Here is a 19422-nt window from a genome sequence, read left to right as displayed (position 1 = left end):
TTTTGTGTTTGGGTATTAAATTTGAAGGATGTAGTCGGTTAAACTCGATTCGTGCTCTAAATCCATCTTTTTTCTTAACCTGTAGCGTTTTACTTCAACACTTCTTGGTGAAATATTGAGTAAAGGCGCTATTTCTTTTGAGGTTAGATTTAATCTTAAGTAGGCACATAATCTTAAATCATTAGAGGTTAATTTGGGATGCAATGCTTTTATCTTTTTTAGAAAATCTTTATCAGCATTGTTGAACGCTTCCTCAAAGGTATGCCAGTCGTCAGTATTATTTAAATTTCTGTCGATGATACGAATTACTTGCTTGATGCCTTTTAAGTCTTTTGTGTTTAAGAGTTCTTGTTTTATAGTATTAAGAAATTCATTTTTCTTGATTAAGCTCATGGTAGAAATTCCTAATTCTCTGTTTTTGTTATCAATATCTTGTCTTAACTTATCGTTTCTAAACTTCATAAGCTGTTGCTGGTTTTCTAATGCTTTTAATTCTAATTCACGAGCCGATTTTTTAAGCAATTGTTCTCTTTGTTTTTTGTAATATCGTCTGTAAAGTGTGTGCATTAAGAAAGAGAACAAAATAAAAGCCAGCGCATAGAGACTTAACATTAAATTACTAAGTGCCCATGGGCGCTCTATTTTGAAATTATACTGTATGGTATTCTGGCTTAACTCATTACCAATTCTAGCTCTTACCTTAAAGATATAGTCCCCAAACGATAAATTTTCAAAAAGCACAGCGGTGTTTGTGCTCCATTCACTCCAATTATTGTATCTGCCTTTTAATTGATATTGGTACTCGGTGTCTAGATATTTTTGAAATTGAGGAACGCCATATTGAAAAGTTATATCATTTTCTGTGTTTTTAAAAAGGCCATTTTCATTTTTGTTAATGACTCTACTTTGATAATTGTTGTTTCGAACTACAACCTCATTGAGGTTTAAATAATACGGTTTTTGCTTTAGCTTATCTAAGTCTAAAATGACAAAACCAGAAGAGGTGCCAATAAGATAGGATTTATTGCTAATATGTGATATGTTTTCATATCCAGTGAGCCCTTTGGGTAAGAGTTTTGAGAAAGCAATTGTATTAATTTTAGGTTCAGAGCTTAAGTTTCCTGGCGCTAAATAGTTTAAGGTGTTTTTAGAAAAAGCCCATAATGTTTTAGTGTCTTTGTTGTGTATTAATTTACCAGACAGAAAGGTGTTTTTATTAAATAATGAACTTATAAGACTGTCTTTTTCAAATAGGTTGCTCTTTGCATTATATTTAAAAACGCCTTCTTTGCTAGAAAATAGTAATTGGTTGTTGTATGTAATCAGGCTCGAATTGATTTCTTTGTCTATGTTAGGAACCTTTTCAACCGTTTCAACTTGTGTGAAATCGTTGTTCAATTTTAGTTTGAAAACCCCTTTGTATTCATGACTTACAAAGATGTGGTTATCATAAAATTCAAAATACCGACTAGACAGCTCAAAGCCCGATATTTTGTTTCTAAAAGTCCATTGGCCATTTTGTAATTCAATAATGTTTAATCCATTGTAGCAACCTTGTATGAGTAGATTAGGGTTGTTTTTTATTGGTTTTATGTTCCAGGTGCCTTGTAGTGTGCCATTTATTTTTTTTGATTGTCCATCGTTTATGATTGATGTTCCTCCATCATGCCCACAGAACAGATAGCCATCAATTTCAACTAAATTCCATACAGCGGCATTTATATTAGTAACGGCTTTAAACGCAATATTTTTATTTAAGGGCTTGTAGAACAGTCCTTGGTTGGTGCCAAGATATAAGTAGTCTTTGAAAATTTTTGATGTGTATACGGTGCCTAATTTGCCTTTCTCATCATTGTATATTTTAAATGGGGAATGAATGTTGATGCAGTTTATGCCATTTTCAAGTGCAAGCCATATGTTTTTGTCAAGGTCTTCAAAAATCCAGTGAATGGTATTGTTTCCTAACCCGTCAATCATATTAATATTGTAATCTATTTCTCCAGAGGCAGTCATACGCAGTATACCACTTGACCTAGTGCCTAAAATATAACTACCATCAGAAAGTTGAGTGCTTCTAAAAACACTATAATTATTAAGGGTATTATTTGCGGGAATATCCCATTTAGATAGTTTTTGGTTATTAAGGATGTAAAATCCGTTGTTTTCTGTTTGAACCAGAAGTGATTCGTCCATTTTAAAAATATTGACCAATCTGCTGTTTTTTATGATTTTGTCATCAGAAATCAGAATTGCTTTTCCGTTTTCAATTTTATAGATGCCATTTTTTGTCTTTTGAAAATATATGGTACTGTTAACTACAAAGACCTTGTAAATAATATCATCAGACTCTATGGTGTTGTAGGTGTTATTTTTTTTATTAACTATGTAAATGCGTTTAAGAGATTGAAATAGAATATGGTGATCTAGATGTATGATATTCCAAAATTCTTCATCTTCATGAAAGTTAATATTTAGCTGATTTGAAAGCGATGTGTATTCAAGTTTGTTAAATTTATTTTTCTTCCAGAAGCCAAATTCGTTATTGCAGCCAGTATAAATGATATCATCAATAACATTAACAGAACGCATAATGGATTCATTAGGTGAAGGATAAAGTGACCAAACGGAGCCATTGAACTCCAAAAGGCCTTTGTTGTTAGCAACATATATAAACTTGTCTTTTGATTGTGAAATGCCCCAGTTTTGTGTCTCTGCACCATAATCTTTGGGGTGATATATTTTAATGGGAGGATGTTCTTGTGCCTGTAATGGTAAAGTAAGGCATAAAAACGTGAACCAAACAAAAATAGTTAGCTGTTTCAATGTTATTTAGTTTTTTGTAGTGTTACTAAGGTAGTAAAATTAATGCTTAGCAGAAGGGGTGTATGGTTTTTGTTGTGGAAAACCATGAAGTATTTGAGATGAAGAGATAGGCTTATAACTACATTTGACTGCTATGATAGAGATAATATGAGACTTTACTCTGGAGGAGAATTATTAAAAGTAAAAGCATCCAATATATACATAGTGGATGCTTTTTTATATAACTAAGTTGTTGTTGACCTTGTTAGAGTTTAAAGATTCTTTCTAAAGGAATCCATTTTTCACCATTTTCAGCCCAAGGGAGCTCTTGTTGATAGTTCCACATGAGGTTTTCCCACTCTTGAACTTTTGCATTGTTAGCATCCATTTCTGCTTTTTTCTTGGGATCAAAGGTATCATCTACCTCCATAATCATAAACATACGATTGCCTGTTAGATAGATTTGCATGTCAACAATACCTGCATCTTTAATACTTTTGGTGATTTCTGGCCATGCTTTTCCTTCGTCGTGATAGGCTTTGTATTCGGCAATTAATTTAGAATCGTCCTTTAAGTCACAGGCGTAACAATATCGTTTTGTTTTCATGATTTTTTTAAATTTCGGTTATAACTGGTGTAACCATAAAAGGCTACAACACCTAGACAAATTAACGGAAGAATAAAAGAAAAATTGACTTCAGGAATAAAGCCAAATATTTTTACATCAGAAAAACCACTTCCTCCCCAGTCTAAAATACTTCCTTGTAAAACAGGCATTAAAGCGCCTCCAACAATAGCCATTACTAAACCTGCAGAGCCTATTTTAGCTTCATCTCCCATGTCTTTTAAAGCAATACCGTAAATGGTTGGGAACATAATTGACATAAATATTGAAATAGCAACTAAGGATAGTAAACCTGGTAATCCAGATAATAGCACGGCACCAGTACACATAATAACGCCGCCAATGCCAAAAAACATTAGTAGTTTAGAAGGGTTAATTTTTTTCATTAAAGCGGTTCCAATCCATCTACCTGTTAAAAATGATACCATGGCAGCTACATTAAAGTAGGTAGCTGTGTAATCTGTTCCATAAGTTTCATTGATATTGTCTACATATTGAAAAATGTAAGTCCAACACATAATTTGTGCCCCAACATAAAATGCCTGAGCCACAACTCCGAAAATATAATTTTTGTTACTTTTTAATTTTTTAAAGGATTCTGACAATGACATTTTATCTTCCTCTGCGGTTTTAGGCATTTTGGTAGCAATAATGACACCCATTATGATTAAAACTAACACTCCTAAGGCAATATACGGTACGCTAATAACCCCCAAATCATTTTCTCTTATAGCAGCTAATTCATCAGATGTTAATGCGTTATAGGCTTCAGTAGTATAGTCATCAGAGCGTAAAGCTCCAATAACAAAAACTTGAGCTATAATCATGCCTGTAAGCGAGCCTACAGGGTTAAAGGCCTGTGCCAAATTCAAGCGTTGTGTTGCCGTTTCACTGTCCCCAAGTGCTAATATTAAAGGGTTTGAAGTGGTTTCTAAAAATGCCAATCCGCAGGTAATAACCCAAAGCGAGATTAAAAAATAGTTGAATTCCTCATAGGCTGCTGCTGGATAAAACAAAAATGCTCCCAAAGCATATAACGATAGTCCTAAAATAATTCCAGATTTATAACTATACTTTCTGATAAATAAAGCAGCTGGTAATGCCATAAAGAAATAACCAAAATAAAACGCAAACTGTACTAAAGATGCTTGTACGTTTGATAATTCTGGCATTACTTTTTTAAAGGCAGATACCATGGGATTTGTTAAATCATTAGCTATTCCCCACAAAGCAAATAGTGAGGTAATGATAATAAAAGGAAAGAGTAGTTCTTTTCTAACTACGGGTATACTTTTTTGTTTACTCATTTGTTTTTAGTTTTAGTTTTGGTTTGAGAAATGCAATATACTCTAGACTGCATATATAAAATGATAACTGTGGTTTTTATAACAGAACAAATGATTTGTTATTCAGTTAACAAAGACCTATCTAAATGTACATAACCTCCATCAACGGTAATAAATTGTCCTGTGGTATGTGATGATCTGTTTGAAATGGTAAACAAGCAAGCGTCTGCAATTTCTGCAGGTGTTGTCATACGGTTTTCTAAAGGAATTTTTTTGACAATAGATTTTAATTTTTCTTCGCCATTTTCAAGGGTTTTTATCCAACTATCATAAGCTGGTGTCCAGCTTTCTGCTATAATGATGGCATTTGACCTGATACCCTCTTTGATTAAATCAACGGCCCATTCTCTGGTTAAACCTAGAACCCCGCCTTTTGATGCTGCATAACCTGAAGTTCCACCTTGACCAGTAAGTGCTACTTTTGAACCAATGTTTAAAATGTTGCCTTTAACCTTTTTTATCATCGGTAAACAGAATTTAGTCATAGCAAAAAAGCTAACCATATTCAGTTTTAGGGAATACATAAACTCTTCCATAGATGCTTCTAGTCCTGCACCGTCATTAACACCTACATTATTAATTAAAGCATCTATGCGCCCATATTTCTCTTCAATGATACGAGCTGCTTTTTCAATTTGTGTATAATCTGCTAAATCTGTTTGAATAAAAATGCTGTCTATGCCTCTTTTTTGTAATTCATCTGCATAACCAAAACCTCTGTCGTTTCGGTCAACCAATACAGGAACAGCACCTTCATTAGCTAAATGTTGCACAATAGTTTCTCCTATACTTCCTTTTATACCTGCAGCACCTGTTACTACAACTATTTTTCCTTTAAGTTCTAAATCCATTATTATTTTTTTCTATAGATTATAAAATTTGATGGCATTATCTCCCATAATGCCTTTTTGTTCATTTCCTGATAAATTTGAAATAAATGATGTTACTAAATGCTTTACCTTGCGATAGTTTCCTGCTACTAAACAAACCGGCCAATCTGAACCATACATCACGCGTTGCGTGCCAAAAGCATCAAACACAAGTTCCATATAAGGGTGAATTTCTTCTGGTTGCCATGTTTTAAAATCGGCTTCTGTAATCATTCCAGAAACTTTGCAATATACATTTTCATGTTTAGCAATTTCCTTCATCAAAACAGCCCAACCATCAAAATACCCATCTTTTATATAAGGTTTTGCCATATGATCAATGACAAATTTTTGATTTGGAAATTGTTTTACAAATTCTAAAACAGCTCCAAGTTGATGCGGAAATACTAAAATATCATAAGTAAATCCTAAGGACTCCAATTTTGAAATACCTTTTGTAAAATCAGGTCTTAAAATGAAATTATGATCAGGCTCTCCCTGAATCACATGTCTGAAACCTTTAATTTTGCTTTCCGTACTGTATTTTTCTAAATACGCATCAAGTGTTTCACTTCTTAGATCCACCCAACCCACAATGCCTTTTATAAAGTCATGTTTGGCTGCTAAGTTTAATAGAAACTCATTTTCTTCAATGGTTTGATCGGCTTGTACTGCAACACATCCTTGAATATTATTTTCTTTATAGACCGTTTCTAAATCGGTTGGCAGAAAATCACGTCTAATAACGGCCATATCATCATCAATCCAACTATGTTTTTGTGGTTGATAGTTCCAAAAATGTTGATGAGAATCTATTATCATATGGTTATTGAGATATTACAATTTTTATGACAGTGGCCATGTCGTTTATTGGTTTTGAAGGTGCTTTAAGCGTAAGACCTTCTTCTTCTGATAGCGTCCATTCAATTGTTTCATCACTTCCAAGAAATGCAACCTGCTCAATGGAGGTCATATCATGAATATTATTCTTTGCAAACGAAGTAAGTGTTATGTGTTGATTAGGTTCAACTTGGCCCATAATAATGGCATAAATGCTATAGTCTTTAGTGGTGTACCTCACATCTTTATTACTGTACTTAAGTTCCATAAAGGCTTTATGATTCTTAAAGTGACCTTGTGGTTCTTTTGTTGGTCCTTCACCAAATGTATACCAAGCTTCCGTTGCATAAATAGCTTCTCCGTATTTTTTTAGCCAGTCTCCTATTTTAAGCAAGACATCTTGTTGATTTTGAGGGATGATACCATCGGCTCTAGGAGAAACATTTAAAAGTAAAACCCCATTTTTGCTAACTATATCAATGAGCATGTGTAACACATCCTCAGGAGTTTTTACACCTAAGTTATTTGTGAAACACCAACTACCATTGCTAATGGTAGCATCAGTCATCCAAGTTTTAGTGCCTATTTCATTTTTTCTAGCTTGTTCTAAATCCTCAATACTCATATTTAGAGGCAAGTCATGTTGCTTTCTAACAATAACAGCATCTTGGTTTTGAAGCGCGGCTTCGTTGAGGTAATAGGCAGCAAATGCTTTTCGGTAAGCTTCTGGAATATCTCCTAAAACATAGTCAAACCAAATGATGTCAGGATGATAATTATCAATGACTTCTTTCATTTTGCCTAACCATACTTCTTTGTACCATTTTTCTGGCTCCATATTACCATACATTAACTGAAGTTCAGGATCATCAGAGCTTGGTGGCATATTTTCAAAATACGGATAGTGACTAATACTGACTTCTTTTCCTAATTCGGTTGCACGTTGCAGGTTTTTGGCATGGTGAAATGCGGTAATGAATTTTAAACCTTGTGCTTTAATGGCGGTTTCTAATTCACCAGTAATATCTCTTTTTGGTCCCGTATCCATGGTGTTCCAGGGTGTGATATCACTATCCCACATGGCATAACCATCATGATGCTCTGCCACAGGACCAGCAAACTGCGCTCCAGCATTTTTAAATAATTTGGCCCACGCTTTAGCATCAAAATGTTCTGCTTTAAACATAGGAGCAAAATCATGATAGCCAAATTCAGAAGGGTCGCCATAATTTTCAACATGATGTTTGTGAATTTTATGGTCTTTAAAATGCATCCATCTTGGATACCATTCATTGCCAAAGGCAGGTACAGAATATAAGCCCCAATGAAAATAGATGCCTAACTTTGCATTTTTAAACCATTGGGGCGATTCATTATGTTTGCCTAATGATTCCCAATCTGGTGTAAATGCCATGTTTTTAGCTTCCTCCTTATCCTTTGAGTCACCAGCCGTTTTCTTTTCACAACTAAAATTTAGAAGCAGTGAGGCAGCAACAGTAATACATAAGTGCGATACTTTCATTGGGCTTTAAATTATTGTCTTGCATCAAGGGAGGCTTTCATCCCTTTTTCTAAAATGGTATTTAAATCTGTTAAGACAACATCTTCTAAACCTGCAATTTGGGTTAAGTCGGTACCCCAGAAATCAGTGTTTGATAAAACCGCATTAACTACTTCAGCAACGCTATTATTGGTCCACTGGTCTTTGAAGAACGCTAATACTTTTTCATCATCTTTTAGGGCTATAGGCTCTCCGTTTCTGTCGCCTTTATAAAACGCTATCAAGGCAGCTAGTGAAAACAATAAGTTTTTAGGAAGTGCATTTTTTCGTTTTACATATTCTAAAACAGAAGGTAATACACGGGTTTTATATTTTGAAATGGAATTTAATGATATGCTCATTAAAGCATGTTCTAAATACGGGTTTTTAAATCGGTCTAAAACATCATTTGAGAATTGATTAAGTTCTTCTTCTGATAAATCAAGTGTTGGACAAATTTCATTAAAAATAGCATCTTTTAAGAAAGCACCAACTACTTTGTCTTCTAATGATTCACGTACTTTATCAATGCCGTATAAATAACCTACAGGTACTAAACTGGTGTGTGCGCCATTAAGGATGCGAACTTTACGGGTACGGTAAGGTTCCATATCGTCAGTAAATACAATATTTAGTCCGCAAACTTCTGAAGGAATTTCTTCTTTAACAGATTTAGGGCCTTCAATAACCCATAAGTGGAATTGCTCTCCTTCAACAACAAGATTGTCTTTGTAACCTAGTTCTTCTGTGATGGCCTCTATTTTGTCTTTGGGATATCCCGGCACAATTCTGTCTACTAGCGTGTTGCAGAAAATGTTATCTTCATTAATCCATTCAACAAAGTCTTCACCAAGATTCCAATTGGCTGCGTATTGAAGTATAATCTTTTTTAGGTTATCTCCGTTACGGTCAATTAATTCGCATGGAATAATAATTAAACCTTTATCGGAAGCACCACCAAACGTTTTGAATCTTTTGTATAGTAAAGCGGTTAGTTTTCCAGGGAAACTGGTTTGAGGTGCATCGTCTAATTTATCTTCAGCATTGTAAGCAATACCGGCTTCGGTAGTATTTGAAATTACAAATCGTAAATCAGGATTTTCTGCATTAGCTAAATAGTCACTATAATTTTCATAAGGATTGATACCTCGCTGAATACAGTCTATGATTTCATGTTCACTAATGGCTTTACCATTTTTTATGCCGTTAAGGTATAAGGTATACAGGCCATCTTGATCATTTAACATTTTGATTAAACCTTGATTAATAGGCTGAACGGCTACTACGCCTGCATCAAAATTTGCCTGTTTATTCATTTCATGAATCATCCAGTTAGCAAAGGCTCTTAAAAAATTACCTTCTCCAAATTGAATGATACGCTCAGTATAAGTATTCGCGTTTACTGTAGTTCTATTTAATGTATTCATTTTTAATGTTTATAAGGAAACGCCACGTTTCCAAGGAATAAAATCGTTATTTCCGTGAAGTACAGCTTTTGACGCTACTTCACCACTTGCTACTTTTATAATGTGGTCTAGTATTTTTTCACCCATAGATTCAATGGAATCTTCGCCAGTAATGACGGTTCCTGCATTAATATCTATGATATCATTCATGCGATTGTATAAATCGGTGTTGCTTGACATTTTTAACACTGGCGCAACGGGGTTGCCTGTTGGGGTGCCTAAACCTGTGGTGAAAACCACAACGTTACACCCTGAACCCACAAGTCCTGTTGTCGATTCCACGTCATTTCCTGGGGTACATAATAAATTTAATCCTGGTTTGGTTACCTGCTCGGTGTAATCTAGTACTTCAACTACGGGAGACGTACCTCCTTTTTTTGCCGCTCCGGCCGATTTCATGGCATCGGTAATTAAGCCATCTTTTATATTTCCAGGAGACGGATTGTTTTCAAAACCAGAACCTACAGCGACTGCGGCTGCCGAGTAGGCACGCATTAAGTTGTAAAACTTTTTAGAATCATGATCTGTCACACATCGGTTGATGAGTTCTTGCTCCACACCATTTAGTTCAGGAAACTCAGAAAGTACAGGGCTTCCGCCAAGCGCTACTAATAAATCAGAGGCATAGCCAAGACCTGGGTTTGCCGATATTCCTGAAAATCCATCCGATCCGCCACATTCTAACCCAAGCACTAGTTTGCTAAGTGGTGCAGGCTGTCTGGTTATTTTGTTGGCTTCGGTTAACCCAATAAACGTATGCTTTACAGCTTCTTCAATTAAATGACGCTCACTGGCACTACGTTGTTGCTCTAAATAATGAACGGTTTTTTTGCAGTTAGGGTCAATGGCTTTAATGGCTTCTTGAAGCATTTCAATTTGCGCATTTTGACATCCCAAACTAAATACCGTTGCACCCGCTACATTAGGGTTAGTAATATAACCAGCTAATAGTTTACATAACACCTCAGAATCCTGACGAATACCACCACAACCTCCATCATGTTTTAAAAACTTAATACCATCAACATTAGGAAACACTCTATTTTTAGACATTTCCTCTTTTGTGGTGATAATAGGCGTATTTAAAAGTTCTTCAGAAGAGGCTCCAGATTTAAACTTGCTAATTAAAGCATCGGTATCAACAGCAAAATCTTTTTTGGTTTCATACCCTAGTTTTTCGGAAAGCGCACCCTCTAAAACGTCTAAGTTTCTGTTTTCACAGAAAGTAAGGGGGATAACTAGCCAGTAGTTAGCAGTTCCTACTTTGCCATCTTCTCTATGATAGCCATTAAAAGTACGCCCTTCAAATTTTGAAGCATTTGGAGGTGTCCAGCTAAATTTTTCCTTGGAGTCGTTAAAATCTGCTGAAGCGTGTTTTACATTATGAATGGTAATGGCTTCACCTTCCTGAATTGGTTCGGTGGCTTTACCAATTAAAACACCATACATATATATAGAGTCTCCAACGTTGAAATCGTTAAGCGCAAATTTGTGCTTTTGCTTAATATTTTCTTTTAAGACAACTTTTTTACCAGCTACTTGAGTAATTTTTCCTTTTTCTAACGGATTAATGGCAACAATAATGTTGTCCTTTGGATCTATTTGAACGTAATTTTTAGACATTTTTCTTTTTAATTGAAACTAACGGTTGCTTTGATGACTCCTGTTTCTGGTTTTAACCAGCTGTCAAAATGTTCTATCATTTCTGTAAAATGCACCTGATGAGTAATAAACGACTCCGTAGGGAACTGATTAAGCACACTAATAACATGTTCAAAATCTTCAGTAGTGGCATTTCTGCTACACATTAAAGTCATTTCTTTGGCGTGTATTTTTGGGTGGGTATAGGTTAATTCACCTTTTGATAATCCTACCAAAATGAATCTACCACCATGTGACATGTAATCCGGACAAGCTTCTAAGGCAAATTTGTTGCCCGAAGCATCAAACACTGCCGTGCAAAGATCTCCATTTGTAATTTCAGAAATGGCTTCAACAGCTTGTTCTCCTGCTTTCACAATATAATCAACACCAATTTGTTCTTTAGCATAAGCCAAACGCTGTTCATTCATATCTATAGCAACCACTTTAGCGCCAGCAATTTGTGCTAATTTCATGATGCCAATTCCAATGGGGCCACATCCAACAACAGCAACAGTTTCCCCTTTTTTAATGTCGGCTCTTCTTATGGCGTGTGCTCCAATAGCCAAAGGCTCAACAATGGCCATTTCGTTGTTTGATAAGTTGTTAGCAGGAAGTAAAATGTTTGCTGGTACTGTAATTTGCTCTTGCATACCACCATCAGCATGAACGCCTAGAACTTTTATGTTAGTACAACAGTTTGTTTTTCCGTTTCTACAGGCAATACATTCACCGCAGCTCACATAAGGCATAACAACCACCTTGTCACCCGCCTTAATACCTCTTTCATTTTCGTCAATTTCAATAACTTCTGAAGCTAATTCGTGTCCTAGAATTCTTGGATACGTAAAAAACGCTTGATTACCGCCATAGGCATGTAAATCGGTTCCGCAAATTCCAACACTGTTAATTTGTAATAAGGCTTCGCCTGCTTGTCTTGTAGGAGCTTCTTTTTCTTTTAATTGAAATTCTCCTGGTTTTTCACAAACAATGTATTTCATCATAAATTTTATTATATTGCGCAATCGTTTGCGCAATGGTTTTAAATTAAAAACTCATTATTTTACTTGCTTTGTAGTAAAAATAAGTTTGCGTAATTATCAAAAAGATGCTAATTTAGACAATCGTTTGCACAAACTTATAAAATTTTTTGATATTAAAAAAAGAATAACCATAAAAGACATAGCTAAAGCCCTGAATTTAACATCTTCAACGGTTTCTAGAGCGCTAAATGACAATAGTCGAATTAGTGAAAAAACAAAGCAAGCAGTAAAACAAACAGCAAAAGAATTAGGTTATGAACCCAATTATTTAGCCAGTGCTTTGAGAAAAGGAAAAAGTAATTTGGTGGGCTTGATTATTCCACGTGCAAATAGTTACTTTTTTTCTTCAGTGGTTAAAGCTATTGGAGATCGATTGAGTATTGAAGGTTATAATATTATTATAACACAATCTAACGAATCTTATGAAAAAGAGTGTCAGAATATTGAGTCGTTGTTGTATACTCAGGTTGACGGTATTATAGCATCTTTAGCGAATGAAACAGTTGATTTAGAATACTATAATAAGATAAAGGCTAACGGCGTACCTCTTGTTATTTTTGATAGGGGTGAAGATAGTTTAAATGTAGATTATATAGGTATTGATGATTATTTAAGTAGTTTTAAGGTGGTTGAGCATTTATATAATCAAGGTTGTAGGCGCATTGCTCATATTGGTGGTTACAGGCATACTAGAATTTATGAAAGTAGAGTAGAAGGGTATATTGATGCCTTAACAAAATTTAACCTGCCATTAGAGGAAAGTTTAATTTCTGAAAGTAACTTAAAAGTTGAAGATGGTAGAGCTATCATGGAAGAACTTTTAAAACTCCCCAATAAACCCGATGCCATTTATGCAGCTGGTGATTTTGCGGCACTTGGAGCCCTGCAAGTTGCTAAAGAGAATCACATTTCAATTCCAGATGATATTGCTTTGGTTGGGTTTAGTAATGAACCTTTTACTTCTTTAATTACCCCGTCAATTACAAGTATAGAACAACATAGTGAGATGATTGGGCGGTTGGCGGCTGAAACGTTTTTAGATCGAATCAATAATCCAGATAAGGCGGTTAAGTTGAATAAAATAGTATTGGATACAGAATTAATTGTAAGAGAATCTTCAAAAAAATTAAAATAAAAACACGTTTGGTAGTCTGTGTTTTAATAATGAAAAGTTAAATACTTAGCCAAAATTTAAATTCTTTTTTTACTCACTATAAATTTGTTACTTTTGGCGCTCATAAAAATAACTAAGTAACAATGAAAATAATGAAATTTTTAAGTCTAGTAGCAATGGTCTTACTAGTAGTGTCTTGTAATAAGAATGGAGCAACAAAGAAACCAATTACAACAGAATTGGATTCTGTAAGTTATGCAATTGGAATGGATGTGGCTAGAAATGTTAAAGCTAGTTTTGATGATTTTGAGAATGATTTGTTTGTTCAAGGCTTTAAAAATGTTTTGGATTCAACAGATATTTTAATGGATGAAGCTCAAGCACAACAGGTTATAAGAACCTATTTTCAAAAGAAACAACAAGCTGAGGCTGAAAAAAGAAAAGAGGCTGGTGAAAAAAATAAAGCCGAAGGCGAAAAGTTTTTAAGCGAAAACAAATCAAAAGATGGTGTTCAAACTACCGAGTCTGGTTTACAGTATATCGTTTTAAAAGAAGGAACTGGAGCTCAGCCATCAGCAACGTCAAAAGTAAAAGTACATTATCACGGTACTTTAATTGACGGAACCGTGTTTGATAGCTCTGTAGATAGAGGAGAGCCTTCAGAATTTGGTGTTAATCAAGTGATAAAAGGTTGGACAGAAGGCTTGCAACTTATGAAAGAAGGTGCAAAATACAAATTCTTTATTCCTCAAGATTTAGCTTATGGTGCTAACCCAAGACCAGGAGGAGCTATTGAGCCTTTTGCGACTTTAATTTTTGATGTTGAGTTATTAGAGATAAAGTAATCTCTTTAAAATAAACGTTTACAAAGCAGGAAGTTCAACGCTTCCTGCTTTTTTTTTTGTCTTAATTTTAATTTAGACTCTATCAAGTTGTAACTTTGCAACCAGAAAAAATAAATGAAAATGAGTCATAAAGCCGGTTTTGTCAACATCATTGGAAATCCTAATGTTGGCAAGTCAACATTAATGAATGCTTTTGTTGGTGAAAAATTATCTATAATCACATCAAAGGCTCAAACCACAAGGCATCGTATTTTGGGTATAGTTAATGGCGATGATTTTCAGGTTGTGCTAAGTGATACACCAGGAATTATAAAACCTGCCTATGAACTTCAAACCTCCATGATGGATTTTGTAAAATCTGCCTTTGAAGATGCCGATGTGTTACTTTATATGGTTGAAATAGGCGAACAATCTCTAAAGGATGAAGCATTTTTTAATAAAATAATTCATTCTAAAATACCAGTTCTATTACTATTAAACAAAATAGATAAATCAGATCAAGAGCAGTTAGAAACACAAGTGCAGTTATGGGCAGAGAAAGTACCTAATGCTGAGATTTATCCCGTATCGGCTTTAGAAGGATTTAATGTAAAAGAAGTGTTTAACAGAATAATTGAATTATTACCAGAGTCGCCGCCATTTTACCCTAAAGATCAACTGACTGATAAGCCAGAGCGTTTTTTTATAAATGAAACCATTCGTGAAAAGATATTGCTGCATTACAAGAAGGAGATTCCTTATGCCGTAGAAGTGGATACCGAAGAATTTCATGAAGAAGACAGTATTATAAGAGTGCGTTCTGTCATTATGGTAGAGCGTGACACACAAAAAGGCATTATCATTGGTCATAAAGGGAGTGCGCTTAAACGTGTTGGTGTAGAAGCCAGAAAGGATTTAGAAACCTTCTTTGGAAAACAAATACATCTTGAATTGTACGTTAAGGTTAACAAGAATTGGCGTAGTAATCAAAGCCAGCTGAAACGTTTTGGTTACAATAACCAGTAAATCCTAATAAAACCTTTTTAATACGGTAACTTTTACATAAACTTTGGGTTTCATATTTGCTAAAACAAACAAGCAGATATGAATGCTCTGAAGTTAAATTTGGAGAATTCCATCTGTGAAATAACTAAAATTTAATTGTATTCAGATGAAATTTAACAAACTAATCATCAGTGCAGTATGCGTTGCTGCAATTTTCGGATGTCAAAAAGATGGCGAAGTGCCTAAAGGGCCTGTAGTAAATACAGAAGTCAATTTTAAGTACAAATCTTCAATAAAAGTAGGAGGTGAGGGCGCTTCAGAAATTTCAGCATATGATCCTATTTCAAAAAGATTATTTACTGTAAATGTTGAATCAACAGCCATTTCGGTGCATGATATTTCAGACCTAAGTGCCCCAGTAACAGAAGCATTAATTGATTTATCTGCATATGGTGCGCCTAATAGCGTAGCAGTTCATAAAGGAAAACTGGCTGTGGCTGTTGAGGCTGATCCAAAACAAAATCCAGGTAAAGTTTTAGTGTATAATACAGCTAATCTAAAGTTATTGAATGAGTTTATCGTAGGTGCTTTACCTGATATGGTCATTTTCTCAAAAGATGGTAAACTTATTATTTCAGCCAATGAAGGTGAGCCTAATGATAGTTATACCATAGATCCTTTAGGAACGGTAAGCATTATAGATTTGTCTGATGATTCTGTAACAACTTTAGATTTTTCTGTATTCAACGGTCAAGAAGCTGCTTTGGCAGATCAAGGGTTTAGAGTATTTGGCCCAGGAGCCACATTAGCACAAGATGTAGAGCCAGAATATGTAGCTGTTTCTGATGATTCAAAAACGGCGTGGGTATCGTTGCAAGAAAATAATGGTATGGCAAAGGTGAACATAGAAACTAAAACCATTGAAGCTATTTATCCGCTAGGGTTTAAAGATTTTAATGCCGTAGGAAATGCAATTGATGCCAGTGATAAAGATGGGGTAAAGGCTTTAAGGAATTGGCCTGTATTAGGTATTTATCAACCCGATGCTATAACGTCGATAAATATTTCAGGAACTACGTATATCTTTTCAGCCAATGAAGGTGATGCTAGAGATTATGGTGGCTATAGTGAAGAGCTAAGAGTAGAAGATTTAACTTTAGATGAAACAGCGTATCCGCTGGCAGATGATTTTCAAAATGAAATCAATTTAGGAAGATTGAAAACCACGAGTACGTTGGGTGATATTGATAATGATGGTGATGTAGATCAAATATACAACTACGGGGCACGTTCCTTTAGTGTTTGGTCTGAATCTGGAAATTTACTGTATGACAGCGGAAATAGCATTTCAAAAGAAACTTTAGCAAAAACACCAGAAGCTTTTAATGGTGGGGATAAACGAAGTGATGATAAAGGTGCTGAGCCAGAAGCAGTAACTGTATTAAATATGGGCAATCAGCGCTATATTTTATTTGTTGGTTTAGAACGCAATAATCAAGTGTTAATGTATGATGTAACCAATCCTGTAGCGCCTGTTTTTATGGATATTTTGTCTCATACCGGTGATGTAGGTCCTGAAGGGTTATTGGTTATTCCTGCGGCCGACAGTCCCAACGGAAAGGATTTACTTGTTATTTCAAATGAGGTTAGCGGAACGGTAAGTTTCTATGAAAATATTCAGTAAAAGCCAAAAGCGTTTCAAATTTGAATTAGTGAAAAAGCGCCAGTTAAGGCGTTTTTTTTTGTTCCGTTCCTAATACTTGGTGCATAAAATCATTCAAGGCATGCATCTCTTGTTTGCTTGAAGCTTTTCCAATACTACCAGCAAAATAAAGCACAATCCAAATTATCACCATAAACATCATCATGCTTACCTGAATAGCAATATCTTTTTCCAAAGTCCAATTGGAATACGCCCAAATACCAAAGGCAATAAAAATGGAGGCCACCACAAAATGTAAAAACATAAATAGGGTCCAAACGGTAGGATTGGGGCCAAATAAGCCATAAATGATACTGCTATTATCGTCTATTTTATTTATTTCTAAATGCAGTTGAGGCGACCAAAATGTTTGTTTATGTTTTGGAAATTTAATAAACACATGGTCATCTACTTGAGTGACTATAAAATCGGTTTGCGTGGTTTTAGCAGCTTTAAAATCACTTAAAATGGATTGGTTGTAACGTTCCACTTTAATTTTAAATCGAGGTCTTAAAACAATATCATTAGAAAGCGCCATACGGTATGCGTTTAGTTTAGGGTAAAATACTACTTTTTTTCATATTCATAAATTTTATTCTTTCACTTAAAAAAGATGAGGCCTTAAGTATATTTCCTATTTTTGCAAAAGTTTTCAGGAAACCATAAGTTTATAGGTGTTAACCTGTTACCTCTAATAATAGAATATGAGTAATATAGTAGCAATAGTAGGAAGGCCAAACGTTGGTAAATCAACATTTTTTAATCGATTAATTCAGCGTAGAGAAGCCATAGTTGATGCCGTGAGTGGAGTTACTAGAGACCGTCACTATGGTAAAAGTGATTGGAATGGTAAAGAGTTTTCGCTGATTGATACAGGAGGCTACGTTTTAGGGAGTGATGATATTTTTGAGGCTGAAATTGATAAACAGGTTGAGTTGGCTATTGATGAGGCTGATGCTATTATTTTTATGGTTGATGTAGAGTCTGGAGTTACGGGCATGGATGAAGATGTAGCAAAACTACTCAGAAGGGTTGGTAAACCCGTTTTTTTAGCGGTTAATAAAGTTGATAATGCGAAGCGGGCTGAAGATGCTGTTGAATTTTATGCCTTAGGATTGGGTGAGTACTACACCATTGCGAGTATAAATGGTAGTGGTACAGGCGAATTGCTTGATGCCTTAGTGGAAGCCTTGCCAGAGAAAGAAGATGTTGTTGAAGAAGATTTACCAAGATTTGCAGTTGTTGGTCGTCCAAATGCCGGAAAATCCTCTTTTATAAATGCCTTAATTGGTGAAGATAGGTATATTGTTACTGATATTGCCGGAACAACACGAGATGCCATTGATACCAAATATAATCGTTTTGGATTTGAATTTAATTTGGTGGATACGGCAGGTATCAGAAGAAAGTCAAAGGTTAAAGAAGACTTAGAATTCTATTCTGTAATGCGCAGTGTGCGTGCCATTGAACATGCCGACGTTTGTTTGCTGGTACTTGATGCCAATAGAGGTTTTGATGGTCAAGTTCAAAATATTTTTTGGCTGGCAGAACGCAACAGAAAAGGTATTGTGGTTTTGGTTAATAAATGGGATTTAGTAGAGAAAGACCACAAATCGGTTAAGGAATATGAAAAGGTGATACGTAAACAAATGGAACCGTTTACAGATGTGCCTATTGTTTTTATTTCGGCGTTAACCAAACAGCGTATTTTTAAAGCCATAGAAACCGCTGTTGAGGTATATAATAATAGAAGTAAAAAAATTAAAACGAGCGAGTTAAATGATGTTTTGCAACCTATTATTGAAAGTTACCCACCACCAGCATATAAAGGAAAGTTTGTGAAAATAAAATACATCATGCAGTTGCCTACACCACAGCCGCAGTTTGCATTTTTCTGTAACCTCCCACAATACATAAAAGATCCTTATAAACGATTTTTAGAAAACAAACTTCGAGATAATTTTGGTTTTCATGGTGTGCCTATAAGTATTTACATGCGGAAGAAGTAATTTATTGGTTGATGGTTTTTAGCATTTAGTTCACAGTTCACCCTTCATATACTTGTAAGTTAATATTTTCATTATTTAAGTTTTGTTTAAGAATATTTCACTAATTAAGTAATATATTCGCTACAACAACAAATGCAAGTAACTTACTCTATGAAGCCGCTATTGGTATTATTTGTTCTATTTTCGGCTACCGTTTCAGCTCAAATTTTAAAGCCTGTCAAGTGGACTACTACTATTGAAACACTTTCAGCATCTGAATTCAACCTGGTATTCATAGCAAATATTGATGATCATTGGCACTTGTACAGTCAAACGGTTCCTGAAAACGGACCGCTCCCTACAGTTTTTGTATTTGAAAACAATTCAAATATTAAGCTCATAGGCAAACCTGCTGAACAGAAAGGTAAAACCGTATATGAAGCAGTTTTTGAAATGAAGGTGACTTATTTTGAGAATAAAGCTGTTTTTAAACAAAAGGTTAAACGTTTAACTAATAAGCCATTTGCAATAGTTGGAGAAATTGAATTTATGACCTGCGATAACCAACAATGTATACAGGAATATGAAGACTTTGAAATAAAGCTATAAATACAAAA

The 19422-nt window shown here is 34.9% G+C and carries 16 protein-coding genes; 6 read left to right on the top strand and 10 right to left on the bottom strand.

Features of this window, described 5'->3' with window-relative positions:
- Nucleotides 1-15: 15 nt before the first annotated feature.
- From KFZ70_RS02090 to KFZ70_RS02050, 9 genes are all read right to left on the bottom strand, one after another.
- Complete coding sequence (locus KFZ70_RS02090) at nt 16-2823, bottom strand: triple tyrosine motif-containing protein (RefSeq protein WP_233244086.1); 2808 nt, start codon at nt 2821-2823, stop codon at nt 16-18.
- A gap of 244 nt (nt 2824-3067) precedes the next feature.
- On the bottom strand, nt 3068-3409 hold the full coding sequence (locus KFZ70_RS02085; RefSeq protein WP_139698344.1) for an L-rhamnose mutarotase: 342 nt from the start codon (nt 3407-3409) through the stop codon (nt 3068-3070).
- A complete protein-coding gene (gene fucP, locus KFZ70_RS02080) occupies nt 3406-4734 on the bottom strand; it encodes an L-fucose:H+ symporter permease (protein ID WP_139698345.1) in 1329 nt (442 codons plus the stop codon). The genes KFZ70_RS02085 and fucP overlap by 4 nt, the downstream gene beginning before the upstream one ends.
- 98 nt (nt 4735-4832) lie before the next feature.
- Complete coding sequence (locus tag KFZ70_RS02075) at nt 4833-5624, bottom strand: SDR family oxidoreductase (RefSeq protein ID WP_139698346.1); 792 nt, start codon at nt 5622-5624, stop codon at nt 4833-4835.
- 12 nt (nt 5625-5636) lie between these two features.
- Nucleotides 5637-6464, bottom strand: coding sequence for an amidohydrolase (locus tag KFZ70_RS02070; RefSeq protein WP_139698347.1), 828 nt, complete (start codon nt 6462-6464; stop codon nt 5637-5639).
- A gap of 4 nt (nt 6465-6468) precedes the next feature.
- The gene (locus tag KFZ70_RS02065) at nt 6469-8004 is read right to left on the bottom strand and encodes an alpha-L-fucosidase (RefSeq protein ID WP_139698348.1); all 1536 of its coding nucleotides are present in this window, start codon (nt 8002-8004) and stop codon (nt 6469-6471) included.
- An 11-nt stretch (nt 8005-8015) separates the two neighbouring features.
- Entirely contained in the window at nt 8016-9449 is a 1434-nt protein-coding gene (locus KFZ70_RS02060; RefSeq protein ID WP_139698349.1) for a tagaturonate reductase, read from the bottom strand.
- Between the two features lie 9 nt (nt 9450-9458).
- The gene (locus tag KFZ70_RS02055; protein ID WP_139698350.1) at nt 9459-11111 is read right to left on the bottom strand and encodes a UxaA family hydrolase; all 1653 of its coding nucleotides are present in this window, start codon (nt 11109-11111) and stop codon (nt 9459-9461) included.
- Between the two features lie 8 nt (nt 11112-11119).
- The gene (locus KFZ70_RS02050; protein WP_139698391.1) at nt 11120-12130 is read right to left on the bottom strand and encodes a zinc-binding alcohol dehydrogenase family protein; all 1011 of its coding nucleotides are present in this window, start codon (nt 12128-12130) and stop codon (nt 11120-11122) included.
- Nucleotides 12131-12218: 88 nt separating this feature from the next.
- Between KFZ70_RS02050 and KFZ70_RS02045 the strand changes: the two genes are divergently transcribed.
- From KFZ70_RS02045 to KFZ70_RS02030, 4 genes are all read left to right on the top strand, one after another.
- A complete protein-coding gene (locus KFZ70_RS02045) occupies nt 12219-13307 on the top strand; it encodes a LacI family DNA-binding transcriptional regulator (protein WP_317128559.1) in 1089 nt (362 codons plus the stop codon).
- Nucleotides 13308-13462: 155 nt separating this feature from the next.
- Nucleotides 13463-14131, top strand: coding sequence for an FKBP-type peptidyl-prolyl cis-trans isomerase (locus KFZ70_RS02040; RefSeq protein ID WP_317128560.1), 669 nt, complete (start codon nt 13463-13465; stop codon nt 14129-14131).
- A 120-nt stretch (nt 14132-14251) separates the two neighbouring features.
- Nucleotides 14252-15136 carry a GTPase Era gene (gene era, locus KFZ70_RS02035; protein ID WP_139698353.1) on the top strand — a complete coding sequence of 295 codons (885 nt, stop codon included), beginning with the start codon at nt 14252-14254 and terminating at the stop codon, nt 15134-15136.
- Between the two features lie 145 nt (nt 15137-15281).
- A complete protein-coding gene (locus KFZ70_RS02030) occupies nt 15282-16799 on the top strand; it encodes a choice-of-anchor I family protein (protein ID WP_139698354.1) in 1518 nt (505 codons plus the stop codon).
- Nucleotides 16800-16842: 43 nt separating this feature from the next.
- Here the strand turns inward: KFZ70_RS02030 and KFZ70_RS02025 are convergent, their stop codons facing one another.
- A complete protein-coding gene (locus tag KFZ70_RS02025) occupies nt 16843-17355 on the bottom strand; it encodes a GTP-binding protein (protein ID WP_139698355.1) in 513 nt (170 codons plus the stop codon).
- 166 nt (nt 17356-17521) lie between these two features.
- Between KFZ70_RS02025 and der the strand changes: the two genes are divergently transcribed.
- Both der and KFZ70_RS02015 read left to right on the top strand, forming a co-directional pair.
- A complete protein-coding gene (der, locus tag KFZ70_RS02020) occupies nt 17522-18826 on the top strand; it encodes a ribosome biogenesis GTPase Der (RefSeq protein WP_139698356.1) in 1305 nt (434 codons plus the stop codon).
- Between the two features lie 132 nt (nt 18827-18958).
- Nucleotides 18959-19414: a protein-disulfide reductase DsbD domain-containing protein gene (locus KFZ70_RS02015; protein ID WP_139698357.1), complete on the top strand. Its 456-nt coding sequence runs from the start codon at nt 18959-18961 to the stop codon at nt 19412-19414.
- Nucleotides 19415-19422 lie beyond the last annotated feature (8 nt).

Source organism: Allotamlana fucoidanivorans (assembly GCF_045788535.1).
Classification (GTDB): Bacteria; Bacteroidota; Bacteroidia; order Flavobacteriales; family Flavobacteriaceae; genus Allotamlana; species Allotamlana fucoidanivorans.
The sequence above is the reverse complement of the archived record's forward strand: the minus strand, read 5'-3'. Positions and strand labels throughout refer to the sequence as shown.